The sequence below is a fragment of the Caulobacter sp. ALps2 genome (assembly GCF_058681635.1).
Genome location: NZ_CM178743.1, coordinates 3,129,296 through 3,144,900 on the forward strand (window position 1 = coordinate 3,129,296; position 15,605 = coordinate 3,144,900).

At 68.0% G+C, this 15,605-nt stretch carries 17 protein-coding genes; 10 read left to right on the top strand and 7 right to left on the bottom strand.

The window, feature by feature from the left end; all coding sequences use genetic code 11:
* Positions 1-70: 70 nt before the first annotated feature.
* The 4 genes from ACW173_RS14820 to ACW173_RS14835 all read left to right on the top strand — a co-directional run bounded on the left by ACW173_RS14820 (position 71) and on the right by ACW173_RS14835 (position 3,134).
* The gene (locus ACW173_RS14820; protein ID WP_492080761.1) at positions 71-343 is read left to right on the top strand and encodes a hypothetical protein; all 273 of its coding nucleotides are present in this window, start codon (positions 71-73) and stop codon (positions 341-343) included.
* A gap of 111 nt (positions 344-454) precedes the next feature.
* Positions 455-745, top strand: a complete 291-nt coding sequence (locus ACW173_RS14825; protein WP_492080762.1) for a putative quinol monooxygenase — start codon at positions 455-457, stop codon at positions 743-745.
* 6 nt (positions 746-751) lie between these two features.
* Positions 752-1,963 carry an acyl-CoA dehydrogenase family protein gene (locus ACW173_RS14830; protein ID WP_492080763.1) on the top strand — a complete coding sequence of 404 codons (1,212 nt, stop codon included), beginning with the start codon at positions 752-754 and terminating at the stop codon, positions 1,961-1,963.
* Between the two features lie 79 nt (positions 1,964-2,042).
* Entirely contained in the window at positions 2,043-3,134 is a 1,092-nt protein-coding gene (locus tag ACW173_RS14835) for an NADH:flavin oxidoreductase (RefSeq protein WP_492080764.1), read from the top strand.
* A gap of 164 nt (positions 3,135-3,298) precedes the next feature.
* Here the strand turns inward: ACW173_RS14835 and ACW173_RS14840 are convergent, their stop codons facing one another.
* Positions 3,299-4,105 carry an SDR family NAD(P)-dependent oxidoreductase gene (locus ACW173_RS14840; protein ID WP_492080765.1) on the bottom strand — a complete coding sequence of 269 codons (807 nt, stop codon included), beginning with the start codon at positions 4,103-4,105 and terminating at the stop codon, positions 3,299-3,301.
* A 97-nt stretch (positions 4,106-4,202) separates the two neighbouring features.
* Positions 4,203-5,114: an SMP-30/gluconolactonase/LRE family protein gene (locus tag ACW173_RS14845; RefSeq protein WP_492080766.1), complete on the bottom strand. Its 912-nt coding sequence runs from the start codon at positions 5,112-5,114 to the stop codon at positions 4,203-4,205.
* Positions 5,115-5,466: 352 nt separating this feature from the next.
* On the opposite strand from ACW173_RS14845, the gene ACW173_RS14850 reads away from it, so the two are divergent.
* The gene (locus ACW173_RS14850; RefSeq protein WP_492080767.1) at positions 5,467-6,486 is read left to right on the top strand and encodes a hypothetical protein; all 1,020 of its coding nucleotides are present in this window, start codon (positions 5,467-5,469) and stop codon (positions 6,484-6,486) included.
* On the opposite strand, the gene ACW173_RS14855 is transcribed toward ACW173_RS14850, so the two are convergent.
* Complete coding sequence (locus ACW173_RS14855) at positions 6,468-8,549, bottom strand: hybrid sensor histidine kinase/response regulator (RefSeq protein WP_492080768.1); 2,082 nt, start codon at positions 8,547-8,549, stop codon at positions 6,468-6,470. The genes ACW173_RS14850 and ACW173_RS14855 overlap by 19 nt on opposite strands.
* A gap of 212 nt (positions 8,550-8,761) precedes the next feature.
* Here ACW173_RS14855 and ACW173_RS14860 point away from each other — a divergent pair, with 212 nt between their 5' ends.
* On the top strand, positions 8,762-9,199 hold the full coding sequence (locus ACW173_RS14860; protein ID WP_492080769.1) for a hypothetical protein: 438 nt from the start codon (positions 8,762-8,764) through the stop codon (positions 9,197-9,199).
* A 13-nt stretch (positions 9,200-9,212) separates the two neighbouring features.
* Here the strand turns inward: ACW173_RS14860 and ACW173_RS14865 are convergent, their stop codons facing one another.
* From ACW173_RS14865 to ACW173_RS14875, 3 genes are all read right to left on the bottom strand, one after another.
* Positions 9,213-9,725 carry a dihydrofolate reductase gene (locus ACW173_RS14865; protein WP_492080770.1) on the bottom strand — a complete coding sequence of 171 codons (513 nt, stop codon included), beginning with the start codon at positions 9,723-9,725 and terminating at the stop codon, positions 9,213-9,215.
* Positions 9,726-9,735: 10 nt separating this feature from the next.
* Positions 9,736-10,575, bottom strand: coding sequence for a thymidylate synthase (locus tag ACW173_RS14870; RefSeq protein WP_492080771.1), 840 nt, complete (start codon positions 10,573-10,575; stop codon positions 9,736-9,738).
* 118 nt (positions 10,576-10,693) lie between these two features.
* On the bottom strand, positions 10,694-11,254 hold the full coding sequence (locus ACW173_RS14875; protein ID WP_492080772.1) for a DUF924 family protein: 561 nt from the start codon (positions 11,252-11,254) through the stop codon (positions 10,694-10,696).
* A gap of 105 nt (positions 11,255-11,359) precedes the next feature.
* Here ACW173_RS14875 and ACW173_RS14880 point away from each other — a divergent pair, with 105 nt between their 5' ends.
* From ACW173_RS14880 to ACW173_RS14895, 4 genes are all read left to right on the top strand, one after another.
* Positions 11,360-12,295 carry an RcnB family protein gene (locus ACW173_RS14880; protein ID WP_492080773.1) on the top strand — a complete coding sequence of 312 codons (936 nt, stop codon included), beginning with the start codon at positions 11,360-11,362 and terminating at the stop codon, positions 12,293-12,295.
* A gap of 168 nt (positions 12,296-12,463) precedes the next feature.
* A complete protein-coding gene (locus tag ACW173_RS14885; RefSeq protein ID WP_492080774.1) occupies positions 12,464-12,853 on the top strand; it encodes a DoxX family protein in 390 nt (129 codons plus the stop codon).
* Positions 12,854-13,013: 160 nt separating this feature from the next.
* Complete coding sequence (gene ilvC, locus ACW173_RS14890) at positions 13,014-14,075, top strand: ketol-acid reductoisomerase (RefSeq protein WP_492080775.1); 1,062 nt, start codon at positions 13,014-13,016, stop codon at positions 14,073-14,075.
* Between the two features lie 135 nt (positions 14,076-14,210).
* Positions 14,211-14,792, top strand: coding sequence for a YceI family protein (locus ACW173_RS14895; RefSeq protein WP_492080776.1), 582 nt, complete (start codon positions 14,211-14,213; stop codon positions 14,790-14,792).
* A gap of 3 nt (positions 14,793-14,795) precedes the next feature.
* Here ACW173_RS14895 and ACW173_RS14900 read toward each other — a convergent pair whose 3' ends face one another.
* A complete protein-coding gene (locus ACW173_RS14900) occupies positions 14,796-15,593 on the bottom strand; it encodes a CAP domain-containing protein (protein ID WP_492080777.1) in 798 nt (265 codons plus the stop codon).
* Positions 15,594-15,605 lie beyond the last annotated feature (12 nt).

Below are 15,605 nucleotides of genomic sequence, written 5' to 3' on the forward strand. Positions count from 1 at the left end.
GTGTTCAGTTGATATTCAGCGCTTGTGAACCAACTTCGTTGACCATGAGCGTGCGTACGAAAGGATACCGATGAGCACCGCCGCTGCTTCGCCCCTGAGGAACCTGGCCTGGATCGCCGGCGCCCTGGCGACGTCGGTCGCGGTGGTGGCCGGGGCGGTCCTGGCGGTGATCTTCGCGGCGACCGTGGTGGTCGTGGGTTTCATCGGCAGCGCCCTGTTCGGCCTGGCCGCCTTCGCCCTGCGCGGCCGCAAGGCCAAGCCCAAGGCCGAGGACGGCCTGATCGAAGCCCGCAACGTCGGCGGCCACTCGTGGGTGGCGTACGGCTGGAACGAGCGGCCTTAACAACCACCCTCCGTGATTCCCGCCGCATGGGCGCGAACGACGGGCGTTGAGGGCTTGCCCCGCGCCTCCAACCACCCCATCCTGCTTTCAAACAAACGTTGGGAGGCAAGCATGATCGGTGTCGTCGCGACCTTGAAGGTCCAGCCGGACAAGTCGGCGGATTTCGAGACGGTGTTCCTGGACCTGCAGAACAAGGTCAAGGCCAACGAGCCGGGCTGCCTCGTCTATCAGCTGACCAAGTCCAAGACCGAGGCGGGCATCTACAAGGTGCTGGAACTCTACGCGTCCGAGGACGCCCTGAAGCTCCACGGCGGCACGGACTATTTCAAGGCCGCCGGCGCCGCGATGGGGCCGTTCATGGCCGGTCGTCCGGACATCGAGTATCTCGACGCGGTGGAGTAGGGGCCGATGGATCTGGCCTTTTCGCCCGAGGACCTGGCGTTCCAGCGGGAGGTCCGCGACTGGATCGCGACCGCCTACGACGACGAAACCAAGGCCATGCTGGCCCGGTCCAAGAACGGTTATCTGAACAAGGCCGGCCAGGTGGCCTGGCAGAAGAAGCTGGCCGACCGGGGCTGGGCCGCGCCCGACTGGCCGGTCGAGCTGGGCGGGGCGGGTTTCACCACCTCGCAGCGCTACATCTTCAACATGGAGATGAGCCTGGCCGGCGTGCCGACCTCTTCGCCGATGGGGCTGAAGATGGTCGCGCCGGTGATCATGGCGTTCGGCTCCGACGCTCAGAAGGCCCAGCACCTGCCGCCGATCCTGAAGTCCGACATCTGGTGGTGCCAGGGTTATTCGGAGCCAGGGTCGGGCTCGGACCTTGCCTCGCTGCAGATGAAGGCCGAGCGTGACGGCGACGACTACGTCCTGAACGGCTCGAAGATCTGGACCACCCACGCCCAGTGGGCCGACTGGATGTTCTGCCTGGTCCGCACCTCTTCCGAGGGCAAGCCGCAGGAGGGCATCTCGTTCCTGCTGCTGCGGATGGATACGCCGGGCATTCAGATCAAGTCGCTGCCCACGCTCGATGGCCCGCCCGACGGCGAGCAGGAGATCAACCAGGTCTTCTTCGACAATGTCCGCGTGCCCGTCGCCAACCGCATCGGCGAGGAGAACAAGGGCTGGACCTACGCCAAGTACCTGCTCGAATTCGAGCGCGGCAACGCTTATGCGCCGGGCCTGATGAACGCGCTGAAGAAGGTCAAGCGCATCGCCGCCTTGGAACGGGCCGACGATGGCGGGCGGCTGATCGACGACCGGGACTTCCGCGAGAAGATCGCCAATCTGGAGATCCAGGTCGCGGCCCTGAACGCCACCGAGCTGCGGATCTTCTCCGGTCGCGCCGCCGGCAAGGCGATCGGGCCGGCCTCGTCGATGCTGAAATGCGTCGGCTCGGAGCACCAGCAGGCCATCACCGAGTTGACCCTGGAGGCGGTCGGGACCTACGCCGCGCCGTTCGTCGAAGATCCCTGGAGCCAGAGCAACGAGGGCCGGGCGGGACCGGACTACGCGGCTCCGGCGGCTCCAGCCTATTTCAACTACCGCAAGGCCTCGATCTACGCGGGCTCCAACGAGATCCAGCGCAACATCATGGCCAAGATGGTGCTGGGGCTTTAGCGCCCCAGTTTTTCTGAGTGGCGCCGCCTTCGAACAAATGTTTGGATCGCGCGCAACACATCCTGTTCCGGAACATCCCATGTCGCTCGACGCCCTGTTCAAGCCGTTCGAATTCAAGTCGCTGAAGCTGCCCAACCGGACGGTGATGGCGCCGATGACGCGGTCGTTCTCACCGGGCGGCGTGGCCACCGACGACGTCGCCGCCTACTACCGCCGGCGCGCGGAGGGGCAGGTGGGCCTGATCGTCACCGAGGGCACGGGCGTGGCCCGTCCCGCCTCGCTGAACGACGCCAACGTGCCGCGCTTCCATGGCGAGGCCGAACTGGCCGCTTGGAAGAAGGTGGTCGACGAGGTCCATGCGGCCGGCGGCCTGATCGCCCCGCAGCTGTGGCACGTGGGCGCCGCCAAGGGGCCGGCCCAGCTAGGCAAGGTCGACAGCCCGTCGGGCCTGTCCAAGGCGGGCGGCAACCCGTTCACCGAGCCGATGACCGACGCCGAGGTCGCCGACACCATCGCCGCCTTCGGCACGGCCGCCGCCGACGCCAAGCGCCTCGGCTTCGACGCCATCGAACTGCATGGCGCCCACGGCTATCTGATCGACCAGTTCTTCTGGGAAGGCACCAACGTCCGCGACGACCTGTTCGGCGGCGCGACGATCGCTGACCGCAGCAGGTTCGCCGCCGAGATCCTGAAAGCCGTGCGCGCGGCCGTGGGCCCGGACTATCCGGTGATCATCCGCCTGTCGCAGTGGAAGCAGCAGGACTACGCCGTCAAGAACGCCGAGACCCCGCAGCTGCTGGAAGCCTGGCTGCAGCCTCTGGCCGACGCCGGGGCTGACATCTTCCACTGCTCGCAGCGCCGGTTCTGGGAGCCGGAGTTCGAGGGCAGCGACCTGAACTTCGCCGGCTGGGCCAAGAAGCTGACCGGCGCGCCGACCATCACCGTCGGTTCGGTGGGCCTGTCGGGCGAGTTCATCGCCGCGTTCGGCGGGGAGGGCAGCCAGCCCGCCTCGATCGACGGCCTGCTGGAACGCCTGGAGCGCGGCGAGTTCGACCTGGTCGGCGTCGGCCGCGCCCTGCTGCAGGATCCGGAATGGGTCGTGAAGATCCGCGACGGCCGCGAGGACGAACTGCAGAACTTCGAACGCGCTGCTCTGGGTACGCTGTACTAGCCATAACCCCCCTGTTCCGGGGCTGTCGGAAAAGACGGCTCCGGACCATCGTCGCCTCCAATCTAGAGGGAGGCGACGATGACCTGGATGCCCTACACCGCCGGCCTGCTCGCGCTTCTGGCGATGGCGCTGCTGATCGCGGGGACGTTCCTGCGGGAAGACGGCTAGGCGATCGTGGTCACCAGGCCGCCTTCGGCCTTCAGCGACGCGCCGTTGGTCGCCGCCGACAGCGGGCTGGCGACATAGGCCACCAGGCTGGCGATCTCCTGCGGTTCGATCATCCGTTGCAGCAGCGACGACGTGCGGTGCTTCTCGAAGAACTCGGCCTCGTGCTCGGCGGCCGTGCCGTCCGGATTGGCCGAGACGCTCTTCAGGAATTCGAAGATGCCCGCGGCGCGGGTCGGACCCGGCAGGACCGAATTGACGGTGACGCCGGTGCCCTTGGTCTGCTGGGCCATGCCCCGCGCGACCGCCAGCTGGGCGCTCTTGGTCATGCCGTAGTGAACCATCTCGCCGGGGATCGCGAGACCCGACTCCGACGAGATGAAGATCACCCGGCCCCAGTCGCGTTCCAGCATGCCGGGGAAGTAGCCGCGCGACAGGCGCACGCCGCTCATGACGTTGACCTCGAACAGCTTCAGCCAGTCCTCGTCCGGGATGTCGGCGAAGGCCTTCATCTCGTAGATGCCGAGGTTGTTGACCAGGATGTCGACCGAGGGGACGGCCTTGAGGATGGCGGCGGCGCCGTCCGCCGTGGCGGCGTCGGCCAGCACGCCCCTAACCTCTATATTGGCGACATTCTTGCCGCCCGAGGCGCGGATGCTGGCGAGCGCCTCGTCCAGCTTGTCCTGGGTGCGGCCGGTGACGAACACCTTCGCGCCTTCGACGGCCAGGGTGCGGGCGATTTCGAGGCCAATGCCGGCGGTCGAGCCGGTCACCAGCGCGGTCTTGTCGTTCAGTTTCAGGTCCATCGCTGGGCTCCATTGTTGACGAAGCCACAGATGGGCCCGCCACGACGCCAGACTATGCCGTGGCCTGGACCAGGACTTGTGAATTCAAGTCACGTTCTTACGCGTTGAAGTTCAGTTTCAGCCCCGGACGCGGCCAGCGCGCCTTGTAGAGCTTGCCGGTGCCCGAGGCGGTGATCCAGGCGTCGCGCATGTCGTCGCCGCCAAAGCAGATGTTGGTCACGATCACGTCCGGGAAGGCGTAGTGCTCGGTCGAGCCGTCCGGGTCGAAGGCGGTGATCCCGCCGTTGATGATGGTGGCCACGCAGACCTTGCCGCCGGCCTCGACGGCCAGGCTGTCCAGCAGCTGGTAGCCCGGCAGGTTGCACACGACGTTACCCGGCATCAGCGGCAAGGGATCGGCCAGCACGCCCGGCGCCGTGACCTCGAACGACCACAGCCGCCCCAGCATGGTGTCGGCCATGTAGACGGTCTTCTCGTCGGGCGAGAGGCCCACGCCATTGGGCGAGACGAAGTGGTCGCGCCAGCGGGTGATCTTCGAGCCGTCGGGCAGGGCGTAGTACAGCGCGCCGTACTTCTTGCCGTCCGGCGTCGAGCAGCCGTGGTCGGTGAACCAGAAACCGCCCTGTCTGTCGAAGACCAGATCGTTGGGGCCAACCAGCGTCTTGCCGTCGCACTCGGTATAGAGGGTCCTGATCGCGCCAGACTTCAGATCGACCCGCTGGATATAGCCGCCCTGGTGGCGGGGCGGGGTTGGGCCGGGGATGTTCAGGCCATTGGCCTCGAAGAAGGCGAAACTACCGCCATTATTGGTGACGTACATCGCCCCGTCCGGGCCGATCGCCGCGCCATTGGGGCCGCCGCCGGTCTCCACCACCGTCTCCTTGCGGCCGTCGGGCCAGACCCGCGTCAAGCGTTGGCCCTGGATCTCGGTGAGGATCACCGAGCCATCGGCCATGGCCACGGGACCTTCGGGGAATTGCAGGCCGTCGGCCACCAGCTGGATGTCCATCGCGTCTCTCCCTGAGCGCCTCTGTTGGGCGTTAGCGGTGACTATAAACGCCTGTTTGAACCTGGCGAGGGTTCCGTTCGGCCAACCGTGTCGCGCGGGCAACAGAACGGGCGCCTGTGCGAGAACGCTGTTCTGGGGACTTGCTCTCGGCCTGAGAGTCGTGGGATCAGCACGCCCTCATCGCCGCTCCAGGAGCAGATCCGCCGCATGACACTCGCCGCCGCACAGACCAACGCACCGCCGACGGCGGGTTGGCGCGCGCCGTCGAATTCGCGCTGCCGCCGATCCGCCCCCCGTCCCCTGCGCACTTCCCGCTAGCCGCGGCCGCTCCGGCCGCCGCCGGAGCTCTTCGATGACCGTCCAGTCTCTCGCGAGTTCGACCCTGGTCGCCTCGCCCCTGCTACGCCTGATCGCGCCGCCCTATGCCGACGTGCTGGCCGCTCTGTGGCCCGCGCCGCACGCGCCGTTCGTCACCGCCACGGCCGCGCGACGCCACCTGATCTGCCTGATGCTGGCCGCCGAGCCGCTCGGTGGTCCTCCCATTGATGTCACACGTCTGATGGACCTGCCGATGCGCAAGGCCATCCGCCTGGCTCTGGAAGACGTCGCGCCCGAGGGGCTGCGCCGGGCGCTGGAGCATCTGGGCGAGATCGCCTGGGCGCCCGAGGATTATCGCGCCCTGGTGCATATGCTGGTCGATCCCGCGCCGGCCAAGACCCTGCGTCACGCAGAGGTCATCACGCCGGACCTGGTCCGCGCCCTGGCGGCGCTGCCCGCCGACCTGCGCGAGATCGGCGGCGTGGCCCTGCGCGTCACGCCCGCCCAGGCCGCGCTGCTGGCGGAGGCCCACGCGGTGTTGGCCAAGCGCCTGACGTCGGAGTTGCTGGCTCAGCGGATCGCGGCCTGGGGCCACGTCCCGACGCCCAAGGCGCTGTTCGCCCTGGTGGCCGAGGACTTCCGCCGGGAGCTGCCGCCGCCGCCTCATCCGGGCACCGAACGCCTGCGGCCGCTGGAGACCGTCGCCGCCATCCGTGACGCCGCCCGGCGCTACCGCAACTGCCTGGCCCACTATGTCGACCACGCCATCGACCAGCAGAGCGCGATCTATGAGTGGCTACCGTCGCCGGGCGCGGTGGTCGAGCTGACGCCCGACGCGTTCTTCGGCTGGCGGCTGGACCAGGCGCGGCTGGAGAACAACAAGTCGGTCGACGACGCCACCCGCGAGGCCATCGTCGCCGAGCTGCGCGGCATGGGCGTCCACGTCGGTCGCAGCGCCTGGCAGATCCGCCGGGCCCTGGAGCGCGCCGCCTCCCCGAAGTTCGAGCTGGAGACCGTCGACGCGGCGATCGCCGACTACTTCACCGACGACTGAGCCTGGACGATCCCGACAGGCCGGGCGGTGAAGCGGGTCACCGCCGCCAGCAGGGTGTCGCGGACGATCGGCTTGGCCACGTGGCCGTCCATGCCCGCGGCCAGGCAGCGGGCGATCTGTTCGGGCATGGCGTCGGCGGTGAGCGCCAGGATCGGCGTCGCGCCGGCGGGCGGCGGCATGGCGCGGATGGCGCGGGTGGCGGCCAGGCCATCCATCTGGGGCATGTGGACGTCCATCAGGATCACGTCGAAGACCTCATCGCGCGCCAGGGCGATGGCCTCGGCTCCGCCCTCCGCGGTGACCACCTCATGGCCGCCCAGGACCAGCAGGGCGTGACCCAGTTCGCGATTGACCGGATGGTCATCGACCAGCAGGACCCGGGCGCCGCGCGCATTGCTGGCCTCGTGCGGGGCGATGTCCGTGACTGGCGCCGGCTCGGCCGCCTCGACGGGCAGCTCGACCCAGAAGCACGAGCCCCGACCTGGCGCGCTGTCGACGCCGATCTCGCCGCCCATGCAGGTGACCAGGGCCTTGCTGATGGCCAGCCCCAGGCCGGTGCCGCCAAAGCCCCGGCTGATCGAGCTGTCGGCCTGGGTGAAGCGCTGGAACAGGCGCGCCTGCACCTCGGGCGCGATGCCAATGCCAGTGTCGGTCACCTCGAAGCGCAGGCGGCCGGGCGCGACCGACAGGTCCAGCCGGGCGGTGACCGCGCCGTCGCGAGTGAACTTGATGGCGTTGGAAACGAGGTTCAGCAGCACTTGACGCAGGCGGGTGTCGTCGAGGGCGAACAGGGTGTCCTCCTCGCCGCCGGTCACGACGACCCGCAGGTCCAGCCCCTTGGCCTCGGCGGCTGGGGCGGCGATGGCCACGGCGTCGCGCAGCACCAGGGCCGGCGACAGCGGCTCGGGATCCAGCTCCATGCGGCCGGCTTCCAGCTTCGAGAAGTCCAGCAGGTCGTTGATGATCTCGACCAGGGAGCGGCCCGAGCGGCCGATCAGGTCGACGCGGCGGCGGCTCTCGAGCGACAGGCCCGGATCGTCGGCCACCAGGTCGGCGAAACCCAGGATACTGTTCAGCGGGGTGCGGATTTCGTGGCTGATCGTCGCCAGGAAGTCGGACTTGGCCTTGTTGGCGGCCTGCGCGTTGGCCTGGGCGGCGCGTGCGACATCGCGGCCGCGCGCCATCAGAGCCTGCAGGCGCTTCTGCCGTTCCAGGATCATCGCCGCCATCAGGCAGACGGCGAACAGCACGGCGTGGAAGATCAGGGCGTGGCGCAGGGGCGAAAGGGCCACGGTGGGATCTACGCCCGTCCGGTGCAGCACCGCCGGGATAGAGGCGGCCAGCGACGCGATGACGACGATGGCCGCCGCGCGCGGTCCGCCCCGGAACACGGCCAGCATGGCGGGGGCGAAGAGGAGGGCTTGCAGCGCCGGCTCCCAGGTGAAGATCGCCACCGCCGTCAGCGCCACTAGCAGGGTCAGCACGGTCAGTTGCCAGGCCGAGGCCGCGAACAGCGGCTTGTGGCGGCGGTCCATCAGGATGATCGTGGTCGGCATGGCCAGGATCAGGCCCAGCACGTTGGGCATGATCCAGTCGGCCCAACCGTCAAGCAGCGGCCGTCCCTGCGAGATGGCCAGGGTGGTGGTCGTCACCATCGACAGGGCGACGATCATGATCGCGGCGACGCCGGTGATGCGGGCCAGACCCCATGGACTGCGCATGTGGCTGGTCAGGCGCAGGCGATGCAGGCCCCAGGCGGTGATGGCCACCTGCAGCATGTCCTGTGGCGCGACCACGAGGATGAACGACAGGTCGACGCCCGCGACCAGCTCGACGGCGACATCGGCCAGGCCGGCCAGGACCAGCAGGATCCAGCGCGCCCGCCCCGTCAGGGTCAGCAGGCCGGCGATGATCACCGCGTTGGCGGTCCAGATCGACGGCAGGTTCTGCGTCGCGCCCGCCAGGAACAGGCTGTAGGCCATCGACCCCACGAAGGCCGTGAGCAGGCCCGCGATCCTGAGGTTCTGACCGTCCTGAAAATGAGGCTCGGTGCTACGCTTCAACGTTCGTCCGCTCGTACTGGCCACCCATAGGGATGCGCAGAATGCGCGGCGGGCGCCTGCCGTCGGTTAACCGCGACAGCGTCAAATTGGCGCGGCTTGACGCCGTTCCGGCGGACGCGACAACCGCCGACGACTTCGCTGATGACGAGGCCTTGCGCCCGCCACGATTTCGCGGTGAGCGTGGAGCGAAATACGGACAAGGGATTCTGGGTATGCGGGTATCTGTAATGGCGGTCGCGGCGGCGGGGTTGATGCTGGCGGGCTGCGGCACCAAGCCCTCTCTGCCCTCCATGCCGTGGTCGAAGTCTCCGCCGTCCAAGTCCGGGGCGATGCCGACGCGGGCCAGCTGCCCGGCGATGACCAACGACCAGTGGAAGCCGGTCGTCGACGCGGCGATCCACAAGACCTTCGACCGCGACCTTCAGAAGCGCTTCGGTGACACCGCGACCCATGCGCGGCTCGGCTGGAGCAAGACCGACAAGGGCGACACGGTGGTCACCGCCCTCCGGGTCGGCCCGGCCAAATACGCCATGCCCGAGGTCGGCAAGGGGGGCGAGGTCGAGGTCGTCTTCAAGGCCTGCACGGGCAAGCCCCTGAAGACGCGCAAGCTGGCCAATCTGGAGAAGAAGCCCCGGCCGCTCGCCATGTAGCCTTAGGGGCGAACTAGCGCCGTTCCAGCACTCGGAAGACGAAGGCGTGATCATCGCCTTCGCCGGCCGGGTGTTCCTCGCGACGGACCTGCGTCCAGGCGCTCTCGTCGAACTCGGGGAAATGGACGTCACCCTCGACCCGCGCGGCGACGTCGGTCAGGTACAGACGCTTGGCCTTGGGCAGGGCCAGCTCGAATAGCGCCCGGCCGCCGATCACGCAGACCTCCTCGGCGCCGTCGTCGGCGGCCTGCTCCTTGGCGATCTCGACCGCTTCCATCCAGGTCTCACAGGCCACCGCGCCGCCGGGCTCGAAGCTCTGGTCGCGGGACAGCACGATATTGGTGCGGCCGGGCAGGGGCTTGCGAGGCAGGCTGTCCCAGGTCTTGCGGCCCATGATGATGGGCTTGCCCAGGGTGTTGGCCTTGAACAGAGCCAGGTCCGACTTCAGCCGCCAGGGCAGGTCGCCGTCACGACCGATCACGCCGTTGGCGGCGCGGGCGACGACGATGGCCAAATTCACAGACATTGGGGGCGGATCAAACCGAGACCTCGGCCTTGATATGCGGATGGGCCTGGTAGCCTTCCAGTGTGAAGTCCTCGTATTCGAACCCGAACAGGTCGCGCTTGTCGGCGATCTTCATGGTCGGGAAGGGATAAGGCTCGCGGGTCAGCTGCTCTTTGGCCTGGTCCAGGTGGTTCAGGTACAGGTGGGCGTCGCCGAAGGTGTGGACGAACTCGCCCGGCTCCAGGCCGACGACCTTGGCGACCATCAGGGTCAGCAGGGCGTAGGACGCGATGTTGAACGGCACGCCCAGGAACACGTCCGCGCTGCGCTGGTAGAGCTGGCAGGAAAGCTTTCCGTCAGCGACGAAGAACTGGAACAGGCAGTGGCAGGGCGGCAGGGCCATGTCGTCGACGTCGGCCGGGTTCCAGGCCGAGACGATGTGGCGGCGGCTGTTGGGATTGGTCTTCAGGTTCTCGACCAGGTTGACGATCTGGTCGATCGACCGGCCGTCCGGCGTGGCCCACGAGCGCCATTGCTTGCCATAGACTGGGCCGAGCTCGCCGTTCTCGTCGGCCCACTCGTCCCAGATGCGCACGCCGTTGTCCTTGAGATAGGCGATGTTGGTGTCGCCCTTCAGGAACCACAGCAGCTCGATGATGATCGAGCGCAGGTGCAGCTTCTTGGTCGTCAGGACCGGGAAGCCCTTGGAGAGGTCGAAGCGGATCTGGCGGCCAAAGACGCCCAGCGTGCCAGTGCCCGTGCGGTCGCCGCGCCGCGCGCCGTTCGCCAGGATGTCGGCGAGAAGGGCCAGGTATTGCCGCTCGGGATGATCGGCGGCGGCTTTCGGGGCGTCGAGGACGGCGGTGTTCATGGGCCGGCAGTTTGGGCGCGAATCACGGCGTTGAACACCGCGGCGGTGCGAGCCATCCACAGGGCGCGGTCAGTTATCCTTATTTCGCCGGGTCCCGCGAATTCAGTAGGGGCGGCGGCTATCCAGCAAAGCCGCCTTCGTCGAGGAATTCGCGCTCGGCGTCGGTGGTTATACGACCAAGCCCCTCGTTTCGATGGGGGAAGCGACCAAACCGGGCGATGATGTCGCGGTGGATGATGGCGTACTTCATCGACTCCTCGTCGCCGGTGTCGGCCTGCAGCGCGGCGAACAACTCGACGCTGAACTCCTGGTCGACCAGCGACTCCGAATGCTCGAACGGGAGGTAGAAGAAGGGCCGCAGGTCGGCGGTGATCGAGGCGTCGGTGTCGTGGCCGGCGGCGATGGCCTGGCGGGCGAACATCCGGGCCAGCGGGTCGGTGGCGAAGGCGTGCGGGGTGTTGCGGTACATGTTGCGCGGGAACTGATCCAGCAGGATCATCAGGGCCATGGCGCCCAGCGGCGTCTGGGCCCAGTCGTCGTAGCGGCGCATCGAGGCGCGGTAGTGGGTCTGCTCGAACTTCAAGGCGATGGCGGCGTCGAAGGCGTGGTCCTTGGCGAACCATTTCTTCGGGCCGGCCTTCAGCCAGAAGCCGACGACGTCGTTGGGGTGCGCGCTCATCGAAAGCCCTCGTGAGGTCCGTTCAAGCCCGGTTCATCCGGTGAGTCCGAGAGTGCTATCAAGGGACAAGCCCGGGCCTTGCTTCAAGGCCCTTCGGAGCAAGAAATGAAACGTCTGATCACGACCGCCATGCTGCTTTCGTTGCTGGGCGGTGCGGCTGCCGAGGCCGGCGCCGCCGGGGCGGTGGTCGCACAGCAGCAGGCGCAGCGCGAACAACGCGACGGCGGCCCGCGCGGCGATCGCGGTGGCGACCGTGGCGGTGGTGTCGAGCGCGGTGATCGCGGCGGTGATCGCGGCGGTGGCGGCCGGAACCGTGGCGGCGGCGAACGTCCGCAGGTCCAGGCTCAGCCCCAGGCCCAGCCGCAGCAGCAACAGAACAACGGCGGCGGCTGGAACCGAGGCGATCGCGGCGGCGACCGTGGCGATCGCGGCGGCCGGCCGGACTGGAACCGTGGCGGCGACCGCCCGCGACAGCAGCAGCCTCAGGCCCAGCCTCAACCCCAGCAGCAGCCGCGGAACAACGGCGGCAGCGGCTGGAACCGGAACGATAGCCGCCCGGGCGGCTGGAACCGCGACGACAATCGTGGCCCGGACCGTGGAAACGACAACCGAGGCAACGACAATCGGGGCCCCGATCGCGGCAATGACAACCGTGGTGGCGGCTGGGATCGCAACGACCGCAACGACAATCGCGGCGGCTGGGACCGGAACGACCGTCGTCCGGGCCAGGGCCAGTACCGAGATCGCGACCGTGGCCGCCCTCGGTACGACCGCAACCACTATCGCCCGAGCTTCCGGTCCGTTCAGCGCTATCGCGCCCCGGCCTATCGTTATCCGCGCGGCTGGTACGTCCGCGCCTGGTCGTTCGGCGACTACCTGCCGGGCGGCTGGTACGGCAGCTCGTACTATCTGGACGCCTGGCAGTACGGCCTGCCGCAGCCGCCGATCGGCTGCGAGTGGGTCCGGGTCGGCGACAACGCCATCTTGGTCGACGTCTGGAGCGGCCAGGTCCTGAGCGTCTATTACGACCTCTTCTGGTGACGCCGACGGGCGGGCGCCTTATGGGCCCGCCCGTTCACTTCGGAGGGATCCTCTCGTGGCGTCCTCCCCTAGCGTTCTTAGAATTTCTTTCCTCACGATGTCGGACTGGGCGAAGCTCGGCCGTCCTCGGTCCAAAGGCGGACAGACCGTCGCGTGGAGAGAGATCCGATGAAAGCTTCCCCCATGGTGTGGACCGGTCGTGTCCTGACCGGCCTTTTCGCCCTCTTCATGCTGGGCGCGTCGATCGCGCCGAAACTCCTGGGCATGCCCGTGGCCGCCGAGACCCTGGTCTCGCTGGGCTGGAAGGCTGACTACGTCCTGATGATCGGCCTGATGGAGCTGGCCTTCCTGGCGCTCTATCTTTTCCCGCGCACGACCTTCCTGGGCGCGGTGCTGATGACGGGTCTGCTGGGCGGGGCCATGGCCACCCAGGTGCGGATCGAAAACCCGCTGTTCAGCCACGAACTGTTCTCGCTGTATCTGGGCTTGTTCATGTGGGGCGGCCTGTGGCTGCGCGACCCGGCCCTGCGCGCCATGTTCCCCTGGCGCAAGGCTTGAGCGCGTTCGTGGCCGTCCTTTTCGGGTGTCGGCATGGCGTACGAACGCACGAGCGCCTAAAACGTGGCCGCGATGGCTTTGGCATTTCGGCGTTCTGTCGGCTTCGCCTTGACGAAACGGCAAAAAAACGCTCAAACGCCCGGCCTTTGTCGCTCTGCCGTTGCGCCGGGCGGCCCTGATTGACCAGTCCTGGAGAAAAAACATGCGCGTCTACTACGACCGCGACGCCGACATCGCCCGCATCCTGGACCGGAAGATCGCTATTGTAGGCTACGGCTCGCAAGGCCACGCCCACGCCCTCAACCTTCGTGACTCGGGCGCCAAGAACGTCGCCGTCGCGCTGCGCGCCGGTTCGCCGACCGCCAAGAAGGCCGAAGGCGAGGGCCTGAAGGTCATGACGGTGGCCGAAGCCGCCGCCTGGGCCGACCTGATCATGATCCTGGCGCCGGACGAGCACCAGGCCGCGATCTACAAGAACGACATCGCCCCCAACATCCGTGACGGCGCGGCCTTGCTGTTCGCTCACGGCCTGAACGTCCACTTCGGCCTGATCGAGCCGAAGGACACCATCGACGTCCTGATGGTCGCGCCGAAGGGCCCGGGTCACACCGTGCGCGGCGAGTACCAGAAGGGCGGCGGCGTGCCCTGCCTCATCGCGGTGCACCACAACGCCACGGGCAACGCTCTCGACCTCGGCCTGGCCTACGCCTCGGCCATCGGCGGCGGCCGCTCGGGCATCATCGAGACCAACTTCCGCGAAGAATGCGAGACCGACCTGTTCGGCGAACAGGCCGTCCTGTGCGGCGGCACGGTCGAGCTGGTCCGCGCCGGCTTCGAAGTGCTGGTGGAAGCCGGCTACGCGCCGGAAATGGCCTATTTCGAGTGCCTGCACGAGCTGAAGCTGATCGTCGACCTCATGTACGAAGGCGGCATCGCCAACATGAACTACTCGATCAGCAACACGGCCGAGTACGGCGAGTACGTCACCGGTCCGCGCATCATCACGCCGGAAACCAAGGCCGAGATGAAGCGCGTGCTGGAAGACATCCAGTCGGGCAAGTTCGTCCGTGACTTCATGCTGGAAAACGCCGTGGGCCAACCCTCGTTCAAGGCAACGCGTCGCCGCGCGGCCGAGCACCAGATCGAGGAAGTCGGTGGCCGCCTGCGCGACATGATGCCCTGGATCGCCAAGAACAAGCTGGTCGACCAGGCCAAGAACTAAGCTTCAGTACCCCGTAAAATCCCGCGAAGCCCTCGGCCCTCCCAGGCCGGGGGCTTTTCGTTTGTGGCTTGCGCGGCCGCGCGCCTCGCGGAAGAGTTCGCCCGGTCCCGTTTGGGGACGTTGGGAGACGCCTCCATGAAACGCCTGCTCGCCGCCATGATCGCCGGGGCCGCCCTCAGCGCCGCCGCCGCGCCCGCCTTCGCCGCCGAGGTCGCCTACAAGCTGGACGCGGCCCACACGGAAACCACCTTCACGATCGATCGTTTCGGCTTCACCTCGATCATCGGCATCTTCGCCGCGTCGGAAGGCACGATCTGGCTGGACGAGGCCGCGCCCGAGAAGTCGCGCGTCGAGGCCACGGTGACCGTCGACAGCCTGCTGACCGCCAACCCGACCCGCGACGAGCACATCAAGGGCGAGCGCTGGCTGAACGCCGCCAAGAGCCCGACCATGACCTTCAAGTCGACCAAGGTCGAAAAGACCGGCGACACGACCGCCAAGGTCACCGGCGACCTGACGATCATGGGCGTGACTCAGCCGGCCGTCCTGGACGTCAAGCTGAACAAGATCGGCACGGCGCCCAACAACCAGAAGAAACAGGCCGGCTTCACCATCACCGGCCAGATCAGCCGCAAGGCCTTCGGCAGCGCCGGCGCGGCCGGCGTGATCGGCGACGCGGTCAACATCCGCATCGAGACCCTGGCGGTGGCTCAGTAGGGCCTAACCCAGCACGAAAACCGGCCCCCAGGCCACCTGGTAGCGATGCTCGCCCGAGGATAGGTGCGGGCGCAGCTGCCAGGCGCCGGGCTGGAGGACGCTGGGCGGGCGGCCTTCGACGTATGTGGTGGTCAGCACCTCGCCGCCGGGTTCGGAGACCGAGAACTGGCGGATGGTCGGAGTGGCGTTCGTGAGGGCGCGGGCGATCTCGTCGGCCGAGCTCACGCGCAGAGGCGCGGGGCCGGACAGGCGCGCGGCGACCTCGGCATAGGCCCCGACGGCGACGACGCGCGGACCCTGGCGCAGGACGCCATAGCCGACATGGGTGAAGCCTGGCGCGAGCAGGTTGGCGCGGTGGCCGGGGCTGGTGCGCCACTGGTTCATGATCTGGTCGGGCTTCACCGCGCCGGCGGCGTTGCGGCGCATGGCGATGTTTTCGCCCGGCGCGCCGACCAGATCGCGCGCCAAAAGCCCGACGCGACCGGCGGGGGAATAGCCTTCGCGGGTCACGTGATCGAACACCTCGGTGCGCGCCATGTCGGCGGCATGGGCGCGAGCCGCGCGCGACAGGCCGGCGTCCCAGACCAAGGGCGCGGGACCTTCGCGACGCCGGATAATGTTGTTGAGGTCCAGTAGGGTCTGTTCGAAATCCGGATCGAAGTCCCCGCCGGGCGGATCGTCCAGCAGGCCGCGCAGGCGGCGTTCATAGGCGATCCAGGGCTGGGGCGGCGCGGACCACGCCGCCGTCGCGGCGAAGGCGAGGGGCGTGGCCAATAGAGTTCTTCGCGCGATAGCCGTCATTCGGTCTCCGAC